This is a genomic window from Amycolatopsis deserti, from assembly GCF_014653945.1.
In the GTDB taxonomy this organism is placed as follows: Bacteria; Actinomycetota; Actinomycetes; order Mycobacteriales; family Pseudonocardiaceae; genus Amycolatopsis_E; species Amycolatopsis_E deserti.
Genome location: NZ_BNAU01000012.1, coordinates 58,558 through 74,345, shown reverse-complemented (window position 1 = coordinate 74,345; position 15,788 = coordinate 58,558). Strand labels below are relative to the sequence as shown.

Sequence of the window (15,788 nt, the reverse complement as noted above, 5' to 3'; positions counted from 1 at the left end):
GTACCGTCGGTCCGGCAGGAGGATCCGCGGTGTGAACGGAGTTTCGAGGTAGATGGTGGTACCCGCAGTGACCGCGATGGCGGCCAACGCGCTCGGCGTCCTGCGCGGCGGCCTGGCCGATCTGCGGCCGGTGCCGCGCGTGCTGGTCGACCAGGGCCCGAACCGGTCGGTGTACCGGATGACGCCGTCGCCGGAGGGTGATCCGGTGCTGCTCGTGCCGCCGCTGGCCGCCCCGGCGCTGTGCTTCGACCTGCGGCGCGGCTGCAGCGTGGCCGAGCACCTCGTGGAGCGCGGCCGCCGCACCTACCTCGTGGACTACGGCACGGTCGCGTTCTCCGACCGGCGGCTGGGCATCGAGCACTGGATCGACGAGGTGCTGCCGCGCGCCATCCGCAAGGTCAGCGAGGACTCCGGCGGGCGCGGCGTGCACCTGGTCGCGTGGTGCCTCGGCGGGCTGTTCTCCCTGCTGACCACGGCGGACCGGCCCGATCTGCCGGTGCGGTCGATCACCACCGTGGCCTCGCCGGTCGACTTCACCGCCATCCCGCTGGTCGCACCGTTCCGGCCGCTGGTGGACCTCACCGGCGGCTACCTGCTCACCCCGCTGTACCGGATGCTCGGCGGCGCACCGTCCTATGTGGTCGAGCGCGTGTTCTGGGCGACGGGCATCAACAAGCAGCTGACCAAGCCGCTGGCGATCCTGCAGAACCTCGGCGACCGGGACTACCTGGCCCAGATCGAGGCGGTCGACCACTTCATGGACAACATGATCGCCTACCCCGGTCGCACGTTCGGGCAGATGTACCACCGGTTCTTCCGCGCCAACGACCTCGTCGAGGGCGGACTGGACCTGAACGGGCGGATCATCTCGCTGTCCGGCGTGAAGGTGCCGACGCTGGTGATCGCCGGGCAGGCCGACACGATCGCCCCGAGGCGCGCCGTGGAGCGGCTGGTGCCGCTGCTGGAGAACGCGCCGGAGGTGCGCTTCGAGACGGCCCCGGGCGGGCACCTCGGTGTCCTGACCGGCCGCCGCGCCCGGGACACGACGTGGCGCCACATCGACGACTTCCTCGGCGAGCAGCTGTCCGGTTAGGACTTCATCTGCCCGATCTGGATCAGGTTGCCGCAGGTGTCGTCGAACACCGCGGTGATCACCGTGCCCATGTCGGTCGGCTCCTGCGTGAACCGCACGCCCAGGCCGCGCATCCGCTCGTACTCGGCGTGCACGTCGGCCACCGCGAACATCGTCCACGGGATGCCGTCGGCGACGAGCGCGTCCTTGAACGGCTTCGCGGCCGGGTGCCCGCTGGGTTCCAGCAGCAGCTCGGTGCCCTCCGGTTCCTCCGGCGACACCACCGTCAGCCACCGGGCATCACCCATGGGGATGTCGTGCTTCTTCACGAAACCCAGCACGTCGGTGTAGAACCGCAGCGCCTTCTCCTGGTCGTCGACGAGCACGCTCGCCAGGTTGATCCTCACGTCTGTCCCCGCTTCCCGAGCCACCGCTCGACGATCGGTTCGAGCGGTTTCGTGTTGATGTAGTGGAACTTGTACCGGCCCTCGCGCCGGGTCTCGACCAGTCCGGCGGACTCGAGCACGTCCAAGTGCTGCGACACCGCCTGCCGTGACGAAGCGAGCCCGTGGATCGACACCAGCCGCGCGCACAGCTCGAACAGCGTCTGCCCGTCGCGGTTGGTCAGTTCGTCGAGGATCGTCCGGCGCGTGGGATCGGCCAGGGCTTTGAAGACGTCACCCACGCCCGCAACGATAGGCAAGCGAATACTTGCCTGTCAAACCCGAGTCTCCTGTGTATGTTAGGACCTGTCCTAGGGAGGTTAGGAAAATGCCGCGTGGGAGGATCACCCCGGACGCCCTGGTGTCCGCCGCCGCCGACCTCGCCGACGAGATCGGCTTCGAGAACGTGACGCTGGCGGCGCTCGCCAAGCGCTTCGGCGTTCGCGACGCCAGCCTCTACACCCACATCCGGGGCCTGGCCGACCTGCAGGAACGCGTGGCGCTGCTGGCGCTCACCGAGTGGGCCGACGCACTGAGCGCGGCCGTGGCGGGACGCTCCCGCCGGGACGCGCTGGTCGCGTTCGCCGACACCTACCGCGCTCTGGCGACGGGGCACCCCGGCCGCTACGCCGCGACCCGGCACCCCGTGTCGCCCGAGCGGGCCGCGGCGACGCCGGGGGTCGCCCGCATCATCGAGGTCTGCTACGCGCTGCTGCGCGGCTACGACCTGTCCGAACCCGACGCCACCGACGCGGTCCGGTTGCTGCGCAGCACGTTCCACGGCTTCAGCGACCTGGAAGCCACCGGCGGGTTCACCGCCGACCACAGCCTCGACGTCTCGTGGCGCCGCGCGGTCGACACGCTCCACCACACCCTCGCCAACTGGACGAAGATCCCGTGACCCGACAGGAGAACTCGATGCGCATCACCCTCGGCGACATCCCCATCGACTACCGCGAGCGCGGCGACGGCCCACCACTGCTGCTCCTGCCGGGCGGCGCCGGCCACGCCGGCGTCCTCGACGAGCTCACCGCGCACCTGGCCGCCCACTACCGCGTCGTCGCGATGTCCAGCCGCCTGGTCTCGGCGCGCCCGGACGGCGACCAGCACCCGAAGGTCTACGCCGAGGACGTCCTCGGCCTGATCGAGGCGCTCTTCGACGAGCCGCCGGTCGTGTTCGCCTTCAGCGCCGGCGCGATCACCACCCTCGAACTGCTGACCCGCCACCCCGACCGTCTCCGCCTCGCGGTCGTCCACGAGCCCCCGGTGCTGAACCTGCTGCCGGACGCCGGACGCCACCCCGACGCGCTAGAAGCGGTCCGGGCGGCCGCGCGCGCCGGGGACCTCGACGAAGCGGGCCGGCTCATGACCGAAGCGATGACCGCGCCGGGGCCTGGCGGAGACTCCCCGGACCTGCGCCACGACGGCGACTGGCTCGACAGCTACGCCGAGACCAGCCCCGAACCGCCGACGCCGGAGCTGCTGGAGCTGTTCGCCCACCTCCGCGAACTCCAGCCGCTGTTCCTGGAGCACGTCCTGGTCCCGTTCACCAGCACGGAGGTCGACCTGGACGCGCTCGCCGCGGTGGGCTCGCGACTGGCGCCCGCCGCCGGAATCGACTCGCGGGGCCAGCTGCCCTACCGGGCCGCGGCCGCGCTGGCGACCGGGCTCGGTCTGCCGCTGACCGAGTTCCCCGGCGGCCACCTCGGGCCCGTGGAGCGCCCCGCGCAGTTCGCCAGGGCGCTCACCGCGCTCGTCGAAGCCAGGCGGGCTTGACGACCGGACATCGGCATTGTCAGCCGTGGTCTAGGTCCTGTCCTGTGTTTGATCTAGCTGGTAATGGCTGGTTTGATCTTGGGTTGTGGTGGGTCGGGGTGAGGTGACGGATCGGGCGTGGGCGTGCACTGAGGCCGTTGCTGCCGGTGTCGGGGGCGGCGGTGTCGGGATCACCGGCAGGTGATCAACGCGATTCTGTGGAAGCTGCACACGGGTGCGCCGTGGCGTGACCTGCCCGAGCGGTATGGGCCGTGGAAGACCGCGCATGAACGGTTGTGGACTGCGGATGGCACCTGGCAGAAGATCCTGGACGGGGTGATCGTCAAGGACGACTCGATTGGGGAGGTCGAGTGGATCATTTCGATCGATTCGAGCGTGGTGCAGATCCCTCGCCGCGCCGCCAGAGGTTCGCGCGGCGGGCGCCCACCCGCCTTCGAGTCTGAGGCCTACCAGTGGCGCAACGTGATCGAACGCTACTTCAACCGGCCCACACAGTTCCGCAACCTGGCTACCCACTACGCCAAACGCGCCACCTACTACCAAGCCGAACTCGCCATCGCCGCCATCATCCTCTGGCTCCGATGACTTACAGAACACTTCCTAGGCGGGCTTGATGTTGTGCCAGCGGTTGAAGACGTTGTCCGGGTCGTACTCGGCCTTGATCCGTTGCAGCCGCCGGTAGTTGTCCAGCCCGTAGCCGGCCACGACGCGGTCGGCGCCCTCGTCGCCGATGAAGTTGAGGTAGACGTCGCCGGACGACCACGGCCGCATGTCGGCGCGCAGGTTGCGGGCCCACGCGATGGCGCGGTCGTCGTCGGCCGGGTCGGCCCACAGGCCCAGCGGGTGCACGGCCCACCTGGTGTCGCGGTCGAACCCCGGCCACTCCTTGCCGTGGGCGACCGCGCCGCCCCAGGGCAGCAGCGCGTGCTGCGACGGTGACGGCACGACCATGTCCTCGGCGCGCTCGCAGAACCGGTCCAGCGCCTCGTCGGGCAGTTCGCGCAGGTTCTCGTCGGACCAGTAGTTCCGGAACCCGGGCGGGTCGTCGAGCATGCACTGCAGGTCGGCGTAGGGGATGTCGGTGATGACCTGCCCCTGCGGCGCCGTGGACAGGAGCGGGCCGATGAGTTCGCGCAGCCGGGTTTCCGGGCCGACGCAGGTCACCAGCACGCCGCAGCAGAGCTTGCCGACGAGGTGTGCGGGCACGAACTCCTCGGGCGGGCCGGTGAGGAAGAGCAGGCCGCCGCCGACCTCGTCCGGCGCGGTGTGCATGAGTTCGCGGTAGACACCGGCGACCGCGCGTCCCTGGTCGCCGGGCCACAGCATCAGGGCGATCGAGAACTCGGGGAGCTCGTGCAGGCGGAAGGTGAGCCGGGTGGCGACGCCGAAGTTGCCGCCGCCGCCGTGCAGGGCCCAGAAGAGGTCCGGGTTCTCGTGCTCGCTGGCGGTGACCTCGCGCCCGTCGGCGGTGACGAGGTCGACGGCGAGCAGGTTGTCGCAGGCGAGGCCGAACTTGCGCTCGATCCAGCCGGACCCGCCGCCGAGCGTCAGGCCGGCCACGCCGGTGGTCGAGACGCGGCCGCCGGTGGTCGCCAGGCCGTGCGGCTGGCAGGCTCTGTCGAAGTCGCCCCAGGTGGCGCCACCGCCGGCCGTCGCGGTTTTCGCGCCGGGGTCGACGGTGACGGCGTTGAGGCGCCGCAGGTCGATGACGAGGCCGCCGTCGGCCAGACACGCCCCGGCGACGCTGTGCCCGCCACCCCGCACGGCGACCGGCAGACCGCTGTCCCGCGCGAACTCCAGTGCCGACTTGATGTCCCGCACGGTGCCGCACTGCGCGATGACCTGCGGGCGGGCGGTGATCATGGCGTTGAAGACGCCGCGGACGCTTTCGAAGTCGTGGTCTTCCGGGGTGACGATCCGCCCGTCGAAGCGGGAGCGCAAATCCTCCACCGAGGCCGGCTCGACCAGGTACCCAGTCATCTTCAACTGCCTCCCTCCGGGATAACAGGGAGAGTCGCACCCGGGCGGAGGGCGTTACGGCGAGCGGGAAGATCTTTTGTGGACGGTCAGAGGAGGTCCGTGACCGGGGTGCGCCAGTGGACGCGGAGAGCGGAGCCGTCGCCGCGCAGGTTCTCGCCGCGGTAATGGAGGGTGCGCAACCGCTCGCGCAGGGCGTCGACCTGGTCGGGTGGGTAGGGGTCGCCGATGAGGGCGTGCCGAAGGCTGGGCGCCGCGACGAGGAAGTCGAGCCGCCGGTCGGCCGGGCGCGAGTCGAAGAGGGCGAGCTGTTCGAGGCGTTCGCACGTCGCGAGCGGGGCGAGGGTGTCCAGGCCGCGGAGGAGTTCGAGGATCAGGAACCGCAGGGCGGGATGCCCGGCGAGTGGCTGGAGGCCGGGGACGTGCTTGAGCGCCCCGAGGGAGACGGCTTCGAGGTTGACGCAGTCGGCCAGAGCGCCGAGGTTTTCTAGTCCGCGGATCTGGAACAGGGCGAGCCCCCGCAGCGTCGGAATGCCGGCGAGTGGGGTCAGGTCCCGGATGCCGCCGAAGTCCATGGCGAAGGTCTCGAGCGCGGGGTGGCCGCGCAGGGGCTCGAGGGTCTTCATGCGCGGGGAGCGCAGTGCGAGGTGGCGCAGGGAGGAGGCCCCGGCGATGGCCTCGAAGTCCCTGCCGTGCCCGTCGAGGGAGAGCGTGCGCAGGTTCGTCAGGCCGCCGAGGAAGGCGAGGGACGGTTTGGTGGAGTCGGTGCGGCCGAGCCGGAGGTCGCGGAGTTCGGTGAACTCGGCGAGCACGTCGAAGGCGGTGGCGTGCGGCAGGTCGAGGGCGAGTTCGCGCACGTGGCGGAAATGGCGCAGCTGCGCGGGATCGGCCTCGCCCAGCAGGTGGAGCGCGACGCCCGGATGCGCGGCGATCGCCTCCGCCGCGGCGGCGAGGACGGGTGCGGGCAAGGGCGCGTCGATGAGGAGCCGCTCGGCCCCCGACCCGGCGAGGCGCGGTTCGATGGTGGCGGGATCGGTGTCCGGCCGGAGCTTCACCGTCGCTGGTCGCACGCGGAAAGCCTAACCGCTCCTGACGGGAGCAGATCGCCCGCCGCGGCGCGGAATCCCGGTTGCGCGATCTCAACCTCGCGCAACCGGGAGCCGGGCGGGTTCACCTCACCGGTCTACTCCAGCTCCGCCGACGTCTTCCCCAGCAGCCGCCGCGCGACGATGAGCTGCTGGATCTGCTGCGTGCGTTCAAAAATGTCCAGGATCCTGCGGTGGGTTCCGGTCCACCTGCGACTGATCGTCGGTAAGAGCGCTTGACCTGCGCTGATGACTCTCGACGTTTCTCGGGCTTTCTCACCCCTGCCCGGCGTCGGACGGCCTGGAGACGACGTGACGCTCGGTTCTCAGCTTGGGAACCGTAGCCGGAGACCAGGAAAAGGGCTCTGACCTGCGGCTCTTGCTGCGCGCGGCCCTCGCAGACGGCTCCGCTGAGGTGATCTCCTCGCGGCGCGGGTCCACCCCGCCAGGCTGGGCGGTGCCGGTCATGGGTCTGCCGGATCAAGTATTGTCCTGCTGGTGGCTGAACATGCTGTTTTGGTGCGCATCCCGTCCGCGGCCGGGCTCTCAGTGGACTGGGATTCGATTGAAGCGCCGCTCTTCAAAGCGATCAATGCCGCTGGCGTAGGCGAGCTCGATGGCCACGAGGTGAATCTCCAGGACGGCAGCGTCACGTTCTACATGTACGGGCCTGATGCTGACCGCTTGCACGAGATCGTCCGGCCGGTCCTGCGCGATGCCGAGTTGCCAGCGGGGACCACGGTGGTGCGGCGTTACGGTGGACCAGGGGCTGAACAGGTAGCGACCGAACTGTGATGAGGGCCAACTGCGGCGCCTCGGGCATATCACGTCGAGCCGCTCATGGATGGTGTCGCATGTCCGAGCCCTGGCCGCCGGCCGAAGCGGAGCGGCAGGGGGTGTCGATCAAGGAGCTGGCGGACTACCTCGGCCGCGCCGATCCGGGCTTCACGCTCCGGACGTACACCCCCCGGATGACGGCCTGCAGGCGGCCTGATCTTGAAAACCGCCCGTCCCGTCATCCGGGCAAATGAGAACCGCCCGGCTCGCAGCACCACACGAGCCGGGCGGTTTCCCTTGTCTCACAAGCTACTTCAGCTCCGCCGACGTCTTCCCCAGCAGCCGCCGCGCCACGATCAGCTGCTGGATCTGCTGCGTGCCTTCAAAAATGTCCAGGATCTTCGAATCCCGGGCCCACTTCTCGAGCAGCATTTCCTCCGTGTAGCCGAGCGTGCCGATCAGCTCGACGCACTTCAGCGTGATGTCCACGACGGACCGGCCGGCCTTCGCCTTCGCCATGGAGGCCTGCAGCGAGTTCGGCTTGCGGTTGTCGGCCATCCACGCCGACTCCAGCGTCAGCAGGTACGCCGCCTCGTAGTCGGCTTCCAGTTCCAGGTACGCGGCCGCCGCGGCGTGCTGGTGGTGCGCGGGGCGATCGTAGTCCACCACGACACCCGCCTCGGCCAGGATCTTCGCCGTCTCCTCCAGCGCGGCCCGCGCCAGGCCGACCGCCATCGCCGCGACCAGGGGGCGCGTGTTGTCGAAGGTCTGCATGACCCCCGCGAACCCCTTGGACGTGTTGATCTCCGGCGAACCGAGCAGGTTCTCCTTCGGCACGCGGCAGTTGTCGAACCGCAGCACCGCCGTGTCGGAGGCACGGATCCCGAGCTTGTGCTCCAGCCGCACGACCTCGAAGCCCGGCGTGCCCTTCTCCACCACGAACGACTTGATCGCCGCGCGGCCGAGCGACTTGTCCAAAGTGGCCCACACGACCACGGCGTCCGCGCGGTCGCCCGACGTCACGAAGATCTTCTCGCCGTTGAGGATGTAGCTGTCGCCGTCCTCGGTGGCGGTCGTGGTGATGTTCGCCGAGTCCGAACCGGTGCCCGGTTCGGTGATCGCCATCGCGGCCCACGTCTTCGCGAACCGCTTCAGCTGTTCGTCGTTCGCCACCGACGCGATCGCGGCGTTGCCCAGGCCCTGCCGCGGCATCGACAGCAGCAGACCGACGTCGCCCCAGCACATCTCGATCGTGCCGAGCACCGTCGCCAGGTTGCCGCCGTTGCGGTTCCCGGTCGCCTTCTCCTTCTCGTCGCGCCGCACGCCCGCCGCGCCCGCGCCACCCTCACCGGAGGAGTTCAGCCCGTCCAGCACCGCAGCGAACATGTCCAGCTCGACCGGGTACTCGTGCTCGGCGCGGTCGTACTTGCGCGAGATCGGCCGCAGCACTTCCGACGCCGCCTGGTACGCCTGGTTGATCAGCGCCCGGGCCTTCTTCGGGGTTTCCAGATTGATCATGATGACCTTCCCAGGCTTGTCAGAGGAGGACGACGCCCTCGAGCACACCGATCGCACGCAGGTCGCGGTACCACCGCTCGACCGGGTGCTCCTTCACGAACCCGTGCCCGCCCAGCAGCTGCACACCGGCGCTGCCGATGCGCATGCCCTTGTCCGCGGCGAGCTTGCGGGCCAGCGCGACCTCGCGGGCGAACGGCTTGCCCTGCTCGGCCCGCGCCGCGGCACGCAGCATGACCAGGCGCATACCCTCCAGTTCGATCGCGATGTCCGCGACCGAGAACGCGACCGCCTGGCGGTGGCTGATCGGCTCGCCGAACGCCGTGCGCTCGTTCACGTACGGGATCACGTAGTCCAGGACGGCCTTCGCGGTGCCGGTCGCCAGCGCGGCCCAGCCCAGGCGGGACAGCCGCACGGCTTCGGTGAACACCTCCGGCGAGCCGCCGCCGAGCAGCGCGCCCGCGGGCAGCGACACCTTCTCCAGGTGCAGCTTCCCGGTCGCCGCGCCGCGCAGGCCCATCGCCGGCTCGGCCTCGATCGACACGCCCGCGGTCGACGACTCGACGAGGAACAGCGCTGGTCCGCGCCCCTCGAGGTCGGCGGACACGATGAACAGCTCGGCCTGCGCCGCGCGCGGGACCAGGGACTTCACGCCGTCCAGCTGGTAGCCGCCGGGGGTGCGGCGGGCCTTGGTGGCGGGCTTGAACGGGTCGAACAGCGGCTTGGCCTCCAGCAGGGCCAGCGCCGCGGCCGGCACGTTCTCGCCGACGAACTCCGGCAGGTAGTCGGCCTGCTGCTGTGCGTCGCCCCACAGGACGAGCGCGTTGCTGACCGCGGACGGCGCGAGCACCGCGACGGCCAGGCCGAGGTCGCCGTGGGCGAGTGCCTCGGCGACCAGCGCGTTGGTGACGACCGAGCGTTCCGCGCCGGCGCCGCCCAGCTCCTCGGGGATGCCGATGAGCGTCACGCCCAGCTCGGCCGCCCTGGTCAGCAGGCCGTCCGGCGGGCTGAGCTTCTCGTCCGCCTCGGCGGCCGCGGGGCGCAGCTGCTCGGCCGCGAACTCGCTCACCGTCTCGACGATCATCTGCTGGTCTTCGGACGGCGTGAGGTCGAACAGGCCCTTGTCCTCGGCCGGCGCCGGGCGGGTCGCGTCACCGCCCCGCTTGCGCGACGAGGAGAACGTCCGGCTGGCCGCGCCGGCGACCTTGAAACCGCTCCTCGTCGCCGCCGAAACCAGGTTCTGAACCGGTTCGCGCAGCCCGCTGCGTTCCAGCGTCCTGCTGCCCGCGAGCCGGGAGAGGGCGGCCAGGCCGAGGCCCATCACGTCCCGCTTCCGGCCGCTGTTCTCCCTGAGCGCTGCCACGTCGCACTCCCATCGCCGTTACCTACTCGCGAGTAGGTTAGCGCACCGGGGTCGGTGAACGCCAGCCGCCCGGTGTTAGGGCCTGGGCGCGGTGGGCGCCTTCGCGGGATCCGGGCGGCGGCGGGCGGCCCTCGAGACGTCGCGTGTCAGGGGTGCCAGGTCGGGATGACGGGCATCGGGGGCATCGGCGGCCGGAGCGAGCTGGGCGGCGGACCGACGGCACCGGAGACGAGCCGGAGCACAGCGGTGCCGTCCCGCACGTCGACGACCTGCATCGCGAGAACCCCGTCGACCGGCTTCGGTTTCTCCGGTTCGCCGCTGCTGCACCTCGAGCCGCTGCCGTTCTCGTAGATGGTGGAGACGCAGCCGGGGGTGAGGCTGCCGCTGCCGTCGCCGGTGGAGAACTCGATGCCCTCGGCGGTGACGGCGCGGACGGAGATCCGGTCGACTCCGCCCTGCCCGGTGAGCGCGATGTCGACGGGATCGCTCACCAGGACCTCGCAGTTGCCGTCCAGGCAGGCGCCGTAGTCACGCCCATCGGCGGCGGTGAGCGCCGGCGGTTGCGCGGAGGTGGTGGCCGGTGCCGGGATTTCGGGGGGCTTGCCGTCGCCGTCGCCGCTGCACGCGGCCAGCGGAAGGAGGAGGAACAGGAGGGCGCGCTTCACGTGGATCACGGTAGCGGCGTAACCCGCGCGAGCAGGGCGAAATGGCAGGATTCGGCCAATGCCGACCTAGCCCAGGTCCAGCACCGCCGCCATCAGGACTCGCAGCTCGGCCGCCAGGCCCGGGCGCTGGTTGATCCGCCGGGTGCGGGACAGGTCGTTCGCGATCGTCAGGGCCGCGTGCACCGTGATCTTCGCTTCGCGCGGGTTCAGCGACGGCTGCGCGGCGCCCAGCAGGCTGACCCACTGCGCCACGTAGTCCCGCTGGATGCGCAGCAGTTCGGGGCCCTCGTCCTCCGCGTAGTTCACCGCGTCGGCCGAGAACGACACCGCCAGCTCCGCCGAACCGGTCAGCACCCGCACGTACGACTCGATCAGCCCGCGCAGCGCCTCCGTCTCGTCCGCACTGCTCAAGCGAACCCGCTCGGCGTCCAGCAGCAACCGGTCCGCCGCCCGGCGCGCGATCGCCCCCAGCAGTGCCGCCTTGCTCGAAAAGTGCCGGTACACGCTCGGGCCCGCGATGCCGGCCGCCGCGCCGATGTCCTCCATGCTCACCGCGTGGAAGCCCCGCCGCTGGAACAACTCCGCCGCCGCCGACAGGATCTGCTCCCGCCGGGACGGCACCCCGACGCCCACCGGCGCCGGCTCGTCCTCGGCGACGTCCGACGGCAGCCGCACGTGCAGCACCCGCCGCGCCAGCTCCGCCAGCAGCTCGGCGAACCGCTTCCGCGCCACCGACGTCCGGTGCACCGAAACGCTGCCGAACACGCTCAGCGCCGCCCAGCACAGCAGCTCCGCGTCCTCCGGCCCCAGGTCGGAGCGCAGGTTCATGAGCTCCTTCGCCCACGACGTGAGCAACGCCGCCGACCGGCGGCCGATCTCGCGCTGGTCCTCCGGCGAGAGGTGCCGACCCTCCCAGCGCCACAGCGCCGCCACGTCCCGCCGCTCCACCGACGACTCCGCGATGCCCCGCAGCAGCCGCTCCACCTGCGCACCGTCCGGCCGGCGCAGGCTCGACAACGCGGCCGCGGTCGCGTCCTCCATCTCCCGCACCCCGTCGAGCAGCACGTACGCCAGGATCGCTTGCTTGTCCGCGAAGTGCCGGTACACGGCCGGGCCGGTGATACCGGCCGCCGCCGCGATGTCGTTGATGCCCACGCCGTGGTAGCCGCGGGCGCGGAACAGCTCGGCGGCCAGGCCGGCCAGCTGGGCCTTGCGGTCGGGGCGACGGGACGTACTCGACATGGTGATCCCACTCTAGCCGGAGTGAGACCCCCTGCAAATGGTTGACACCAGGGGATTCAGCCGGAGTATGTTAGTGGCAATTAGCGTCAGACCCAGACGGATGCAGTAAGCAGGAAGGACCGTCGGTGTGAGCAACGAGGCATACATCTACGAGGCGATCCGGACGCCCCGTGGCAAGAACAAGGGTGGATCCCTGCACGGGGTGAAGCCGATCGACCTCGTGACCGGACTGATTCACGAACTCCAGGCGCGGCACCCGGGCCTGGACCCGGCCGCGATCAACGACATCATCCTCGGCGTCGTCTCGCCGGTCGGCGACCAGGGCGCCGACATCGCGCGCGCCGCGGCGATGGCCGCCGGCCTGCCCGACACCGTCGCCGGTGTCCAGCTCAACCGCTTCTGCTCCTCGGGTCTGGAGGCCGTCAACCAGGCCGCCGCCCGGGTGCGCTCCGGCTGGGAGAACTTGATCATCGCCGGCGGCGTCGAGTCGATGTCGCGCGTGCCGATGGGCTCCGACGGCGGCCCGATGTTCACCGACCCGGCCACGAACTACGACACGTACTTCGTACCGCAGGGCATCGGAGCGGACCTGATCGCCACCATCGAGGGCTTCAGCCGCGAGGACGTCGACGCCTTCGCGGTGCGCTCGCAGGAGAAGGCCGAGGCGGCCTGGTCCGGCGGCTACTTCGCCAAGTCGGTGGTGCCGGTCAAGGACATCAACGGCGTCACGATCCTCGACTACGACGAGCACCGCCGCCCCGGCACCACGCTGGAGAGCCTGGCCAAGCTCAAGCCGGCGTTCGAGACGATCGGCGAGTTCGGCGGCTTCGACGCGGTGGCGCTGCAGAAGTACCACTCGGTCGAGAAGATCAACCACGTCCACACCGGCGGCAACTCCTCGGGCATCGTCGACGGCGCCGCGCTGGTGCTGATCGGCAACGAGCAGGTCGGCAAGGACCTGGGCCTGACCCCGCGCGCCCGCATCGTGGCGGCCGCGATCACCGGGTCCGACCCGACGATCATGCTGACCGGCCCGACGCCGGCCACCAAGAAGGTCCTCGACATCGCCGGGATGACCACCGACGACATCGACCTGTTCGAGCTGAACGAGGCGTTCGCCTCCGTCGTGCTCAAGTGGATGAAGGACCTGAAGCTGCCGGACGAGAAGGTCAACGTCAACGGCGGGGCGATCGCGATGGGCCACCCGCTCGGCGCGACCGGTGCGATGATCCTCGGCACCATGGTCGACGAGCTGGAGCGGCGCCAGGCGCGGCGCGCGCTGCTGTCGCTGTGCATCGGCGGCGGAATGGGTATCGCGACGATCATCGAGCGGGTGTGATCATGACCAACACTATTCGCTGGGACCAGGATTCCGACGGCATCGTCGTGCTCACCCTGGACGACCCCAACCAGTCGGCCAACACGATGAACGCCGACTTCCGCGAGTCCTTCAAGAACACGGTCGAGCGACTGGAGTCCGAAAAGGACTCGATCACCGGTGTGGTGATCACCTCGGCCAAGAAGACCTTCTTCGCGGGCGGTGACCTGCGTGACCTGATCCAGGCCACGCCGGAGCACGCGGCCGAGATCACCGAGAGCACCAACGCCATGAAGGCCCAGCTGCGCAAGCTGGAGACCCTCGGCAAGCCGGTCGTGGCCGCCATCAACGGCGCCGCGCTCGGCGGTGGCCTCGAGATCGCGCTGGCCACGCACCACCGGATCGTCGCGGACGTGCCGGGCACGGTCGTCGGCCTGCCCGAGGTCACCCTGGGCCTGCTGCCCGGCGGTGGCGGCATCGTGCGCACCGTGCGGCTGCTCGGCATCCAGAGCGCCGTGCTGAACGTGCTGGTGCAGGGCCAGCGGCACAAGCCGGCCAAGGCGCTGGAACTCGGTCTCGTGCACGAGGTCGTGTCCAGTGTGGACGAGCTGCTGCCCAAGGCCAAGGAGTGGATCAAGGCCAACCCCGAGGCGCAGCAGCCGTGGGACGTCAAGGGCTACAAGATGCCCGGCGGCTCCCCGTCGAACCCGAAGTTCGCGGCGAACCTGCCCGCGTTCCCGGCCAACCTGCGCAAGCAGCTCAAGGGCGCCCCGATGCCCGCCCCGCGCGCCATCCTGGCCGCCGCGGTCGAGGGTGCGCAGGTCGACGTCGAGACCGCGACGCAGATCGAGACCCGCTACTTCGTCAGCCTGGTCACCGGCCAGGTCGCGAAGAACATGACGAAGGCGTTCTTCTTCGACCTGCAGCACATCAACTCCGGCGGCTCGCGGCCGGACGGGTACGAGAAGTACCAGGCGCGCAAGGTCGGCGTGCTCGGCGCGGGCATGATGGGCGCGGCGATCGCCTACGTGTCTGCGAAGGCCGGCATCGAGGTCGTGCTCAAGGACGTCTCGCTGGAGGCGGCCGAGAAGGGCAAGGGCTACGCGGTCAAGCTCGAAGAGAAGGCGCTGTCCCGCGGCAAGACCACGAAGGAGAAGTCGGACGCGCTGCTGGCGCGCATCAAGCCGACGGCCGACCCGGCGGACTTCGCCGGGGTGGACTTCGTGATCGAGGCCGTGTTCGAGAGCCAGGAGCTCAAGCACAAGGTCTTCGGTGAGATCGAGAACATCGTCAACCCGGACGCCGTGCTCGGCTCGAACACCTCCACGCTGCCCATCACCGGCCTCGCGCAGGGCGTGCGGCGGCAGGAGGACTTCATCGGCATCCACTTCTTCTCGCCGGTGGACAAGATGCCGCTGGTGGAGATCATCCGCGGGGAGAAGACCTCGGACGCCACGCTGGCGAAGGTCTTCGACTACACGTTGCAGATCAAGAAGACGCCGATCGTGGTCAACGACAGCCGCGGCTTCTTCACCAGCCGGGTGATCGGCACGTTCATCAACGAGGCGGTCGCCGCGCTCGGCGAGGGTGTCGAGCCCGCGTCGATCGAGCAGGCCGGTGCGCAGGCCGGCTACCCGGCGCCGCCGCTGCAGCTGATGGACGAGCTGACGCTGACCCTGCCTCGGAAGATCCGCGAGGAGACGAAGGCCGCGATCGAGGCGGCCGGCGGCACCTGGCAGGGCCACGCCTCGGAAGCGGTCATCGACCGGATGATCGACGAGTTCGACCGCAAGGGCCGGTCCAGCGGCGCGGGCTTCTACGACTACGACGAGAACGGCAAGCGCGTCGGCTTGTGGCCCGGCCTGCGGGAGGCGTTCAAGTCCGGCAGCGGCAACGTGCCGTTCAAGGACCTGCAGGAGCGCATGCTGTTCGCCGAGGCGCTGGAAACGGTCCGCTGCTTCGACGAGGGCGTGCTGCTGTCGGTGCAGGACGCCAACATCGGTTCCATCTTCGGCATCGGGTTCCCGGCGTGGACCGGTGGTGTCATCCAGTACATCAACCAGTACGAGGGTGGCCTGCCCGGTTTCGTGGCGCGTGCGCGCGAGCTGGCGGAGAAGTACGGTGAGCACTTCCAGCCGCCGGAGTCGCTGGTGAAGAAGGCCGAAGCGGGCGAGAAGTTCGAATAACAAGAACAGAAAAGGCGCCCTTCCCGACAGCTCGGGAAGGGCGCCTTCTTCTTTGCAACAAACCGCAAGCCGGCAACGAAAAGCAAGCGACTACCCCAACCAGACCTCCCCCGCCCCCGATCCACAGCCTGCTTTTGGTCGCCGATCAGGCGTGTCAAGGTACTCTTTCCCGCCTTGACACGCCTGCTCGGCGACTGAAACACAATCAGGCATCGGGGGCGGGGGTGGTCGTAAGGTGACCATTCGGCGCCGTGAGGCGCTCTTTGGAACCCGCCCGCAGGGCGGGCTCTTCGCTTGCCCAAGGGCAAGACTAAAGATCAAAAGATGTCCTCGCCGGACAGGCAGGCTCCGGGATGACGGGGACCGTTG

The 15,788-nt window shown here is 69.9% G+C and carries 15 protein-coding genes and 1 pseudogene; 8 read left to right on the top strand and 8 right to left on the bottom strand.

Annotation, left to right across the window (positions count from 1 at the left end; all coding sequences use genetic code 11):
- Positions 1–52: 52 nt before the first annotated feature.
- Positions 53–1,093, top strand: coding sequence for an alpha/beta fold hydrolase (locus IE290_RS35110; protein ID WP_191249043.1), 1,041 nt, complete (start codon positions 53–55; stop codon positions 1,091–1,093).
- Here IE290_RS35110 and IE290_RS35105 read toward each other — a convergent pair.
- Positions 1,090–1,479 carry a VOC family protein gene (locus IE290_RS35105; RefSeq protein ID WP_191249042.1) on the bottom strand — a complete coding sequence of 130 codons (390 nt, stop codon included), beginning with the start codon at positions 1,477–1,479 and terminating at the stop codon, positions 1,090–1,092. The two genes, IE290_RS35110 and IE290_RS35105, sit on opposite strands and share 4 nt — an antisense overlap.
- Positions 1,476–1,757, bottom strand: coding sequence for an ArsR/SmtB family transcription factor (locus IE290_RS35100; RefSeq protein ID WP_167111552.1), 282 nt, complete (start codon positions 1,755–1,757; stop codon positions 1,476–1,478). The genes IE290_RS35105 and IE290_RS35100 overlap by 4 nt, the downstream gene beginning before the upstream one ends.
- A gap of 86 nt (positions 1,758–1,843) precedes the next feature.
- Between IE290_RS35100 and IE290_RS35095 the strand changes: the two genes are divergently transcribed.
- The 3 genes and pseudogenes from IE290_RS35095 to IE290_RS35085 all read left to right on the top strand — a co-directional run bounded on the left by IE290_RS35095 (position 1,844) and on the right by IE290_RS35085 (position 3,876).
- Complete coding sequence (locus tag IE290_RS35095; protein WP_191249041.1) at positions 1,844–2,416, top strand: TetR/AcrR family transcriptional regulator; 573 nt, start codon at positions 1,844–1,846, stop codon at positions 2,414–2,416.
- The gene (locus tag IE290_RS35090) at positions 2,413–3,291 is read left to right on the top strand and encodes an alpha/beta fold hydrolase (RefSeq protein WP_229874900.1); all 879 of its coding nucleotides are present in this window, start codon (positions 2,413–2,415) and stop codon (positions 3,289–3,291) included. Before IE290_RS35095 ends, IE290_RS35090 begins: the two co-directional genes overlap by 4 nt.
- A gap of 88 nt (positions 3,292–3,379) precedes the next feature.
- Positions 3,380–3,876 (top strand): annotated as a pseudogene (locus IE290_RS35085) (transposase).
- A 15-nt stretch (positions 3,877–3,891) separates the two neighbouring features.
- On the opposite strand, the gene IE290_RS35080 reads toward IE290_RS35085, so the two are convergent.
- A complete protein-coding gene (locus tag IE290_RS35080; RefSeq protein ID WP_191249040.1) occupies positions 3,892–5,271 on the bottom strand; it encodes an FAD-binding oxidoreductase in 1,380 nt (459 codons plus the stop codon).
- A gap of 86 nt (positions 5,272–5,357) precedes the next feature.
- Positions 5,358–6,338: a leucine-rich repeat domain-containing protein gene (locus tag IE290_RS35075; protein WP_191249039.1), complete on the bottom strand. Its 981-nt coding sequence runs from the start codon at positions 6,336–6,338 to the stop codon at positions 5,358–5,360.
- 513 nt (positions 6,339–6,851) lie between these two features.
- Here IE290_RS35075 and IE290_RS35070 point away from each other — a divergent pair.
- Positions 6,852–7,148 (top strand): hypothetical protein, encoded by a 297-nt coding sequence (locus tag IE290_RS35070; RefSeq protein WP_191249038.1) that lies wholly within the window; start codon positions 6,852–6,854, stop codon positions 7,146–7,148.
- A 59-nt stretch (positions 7,149–7,207) separates the two neighbouring features.
- Positions 7,208–7,384, top strand: a complete 177-nt coding sequence (locus IE290_RS35065) for a hypothetical protein (RefSeq protein WP_191249167.1) — start codon at positions 7,208–7,210, stop codon at positions 7,382–7,384.
- A gap of 55 nt (positions 7,385–7,439) precedes the next feature.
- On the opposite strand, the gene IE290_RS35060 is transcribed toward IE290_RS35065, so the two are convergent.
- The 4 genes from IE290_RS35060 to IE290_RS35045 all read right to left on the bottom strand — a co-directional run bounded on the left by IE290_RS35060 (position 7,440) and on the right by IE290_RS35045 (position 11,915).
- The gene (locus IE290_RS35060) at positions 7,440–8,648 is read right to left on the bottom strand and encodes an acyl-CoA dehydrogenase family protein (RefSeq protein WP_191249037.1); all 1,209 of its coding nucleotides are present in this window, start codon (positions 8,646–8,648) and stop codon (positions 7,440–7,442) included.
- Positions 8,649–8,667: 19 nt separating this feature from the next.
- A complete protein-coding gene (locus IE290_RS35055) occupies positions 8,668–9,966 on the bottom strand; it encodes an acyl-CoA dehydrogenase family protein (RefSeq protein WP_191249156.1) in 1,299 nt (432 codons plus the stop codon).
- Positions 9,967–10,154: 188 nt separating this feature from the next.
- On the bottom strand, positions 10,155–10,673 hold the full coding sequence (locus tag IE290_RS35050) for a hypothetical protein (protein WP_229874899.1): 519 nt from the start codon (positions 10,671–10,673) through the stop codon (positions 10,155–10,157).
- A 66-nt stretch (positions 10,674–10,739) separates the two neighbouring features.
- Positions 10,740–11,915: a TetR/AcrR family transcriptional regulator gene (locus IE290_RS35045; protein WP_191249035.1), complete on the bottom strand. Its 1,176-nt coding sequence runs from the start codon at positions 11,913–11,915 to the stop codon at positions 10,740–10,742.
- 127 nt (positions 11,916–12,042) lie between these two features.
- On the opposite strand from IE290_RS35045, the gene IE290_RS35040 reads away from it, so the two are divergent.
- Positions 12,043–13,254 carry an acetyl-CoA C-acetyltransferase gene (locus IE290_RS35040; protein ID WP_191249034.1) on the top strand — a complete coding sequence of 404 codons (1,212 nt, stop codon included), beginning with the start codon at positions 12,043–12,045 and terminating at the stop codon, positions 13,252–13,254.
- A gap of 2 nt (positions 13,255–13,256) precedes the next feature.
- A complete protein-coding gene (locus tag IE290_RS35035) occupies positions 13,257–15,419 on the top strand; it encodes a 3-hydroxyacyl-CoA dehydrogenase NAD-binding domain-containing protein (RefSeq protein ID WP_308431412.1) in 2,163 nt (720 codons plus the stop codon).
- Positions 15,420–15,788 lie beyond the last annotated feature (369 nt).

Bases quoted from the DNA above. Each gene is read 5' to 3' on its own strand.
- IE290_RS35110 (WP_191249043.1), top strand. From the start codon at position 53: ATGGTGGTACCCGCAGTGACCGCGATGGCGGCCAACGCGCTCGGCGTC.
- IE290_RS35095 (WP_191249041.1), top strand. From the start codon at position 1,844: ATGCCGCGTGGGAGGATCACCCCGGACGCCCTGGTGTCCGCCGCCGCC.
- IE290_RS35080 (WP_191249040.1), bottom strand. From the start codon at position 5,271: ATGACTGGGTACCTGGTCGAGCCGGCCTCGGTGGAGGATTTGCGCTCC.
- IE290_RS35065 (WP_191249167.1), top strand. From the start codon at position 7,208: ATGTCCGAGCCCTGGCCGCCGGCCGAAGCGGAGCGGCAGGGGGTGTCG.
- IE290_RS35060 (WP_191249037.1), bottom strand. From the start codon at position 8,648: ATGATCAATCTGGAAACCCCGAAGAAGGCCCGGGCGCTGATCAACCAG.
- IE290_RS35055 (WP_191249156.1), bottom strand. From the start codon at position 9,966: ATGGGCCTCGGCCTGGCCGCCCTCTCCCGGCTCGCGGGCAGCAGGACG.
- IE290_RS35045 (WP_191249035.1), bottom strand. From the start codon at position 11,915: ATGTCGAGTACGTCCCGTCGCCCCGACCGCAAGGCCCAGCTGGCCGGC.
- IE290_RS35035 (WP_308431412.1), top strand. From the start codon at position 13,257: ATGACCAACACTATTCGCTGGGACCAGGATTCCGACGGCATCGTCGTG.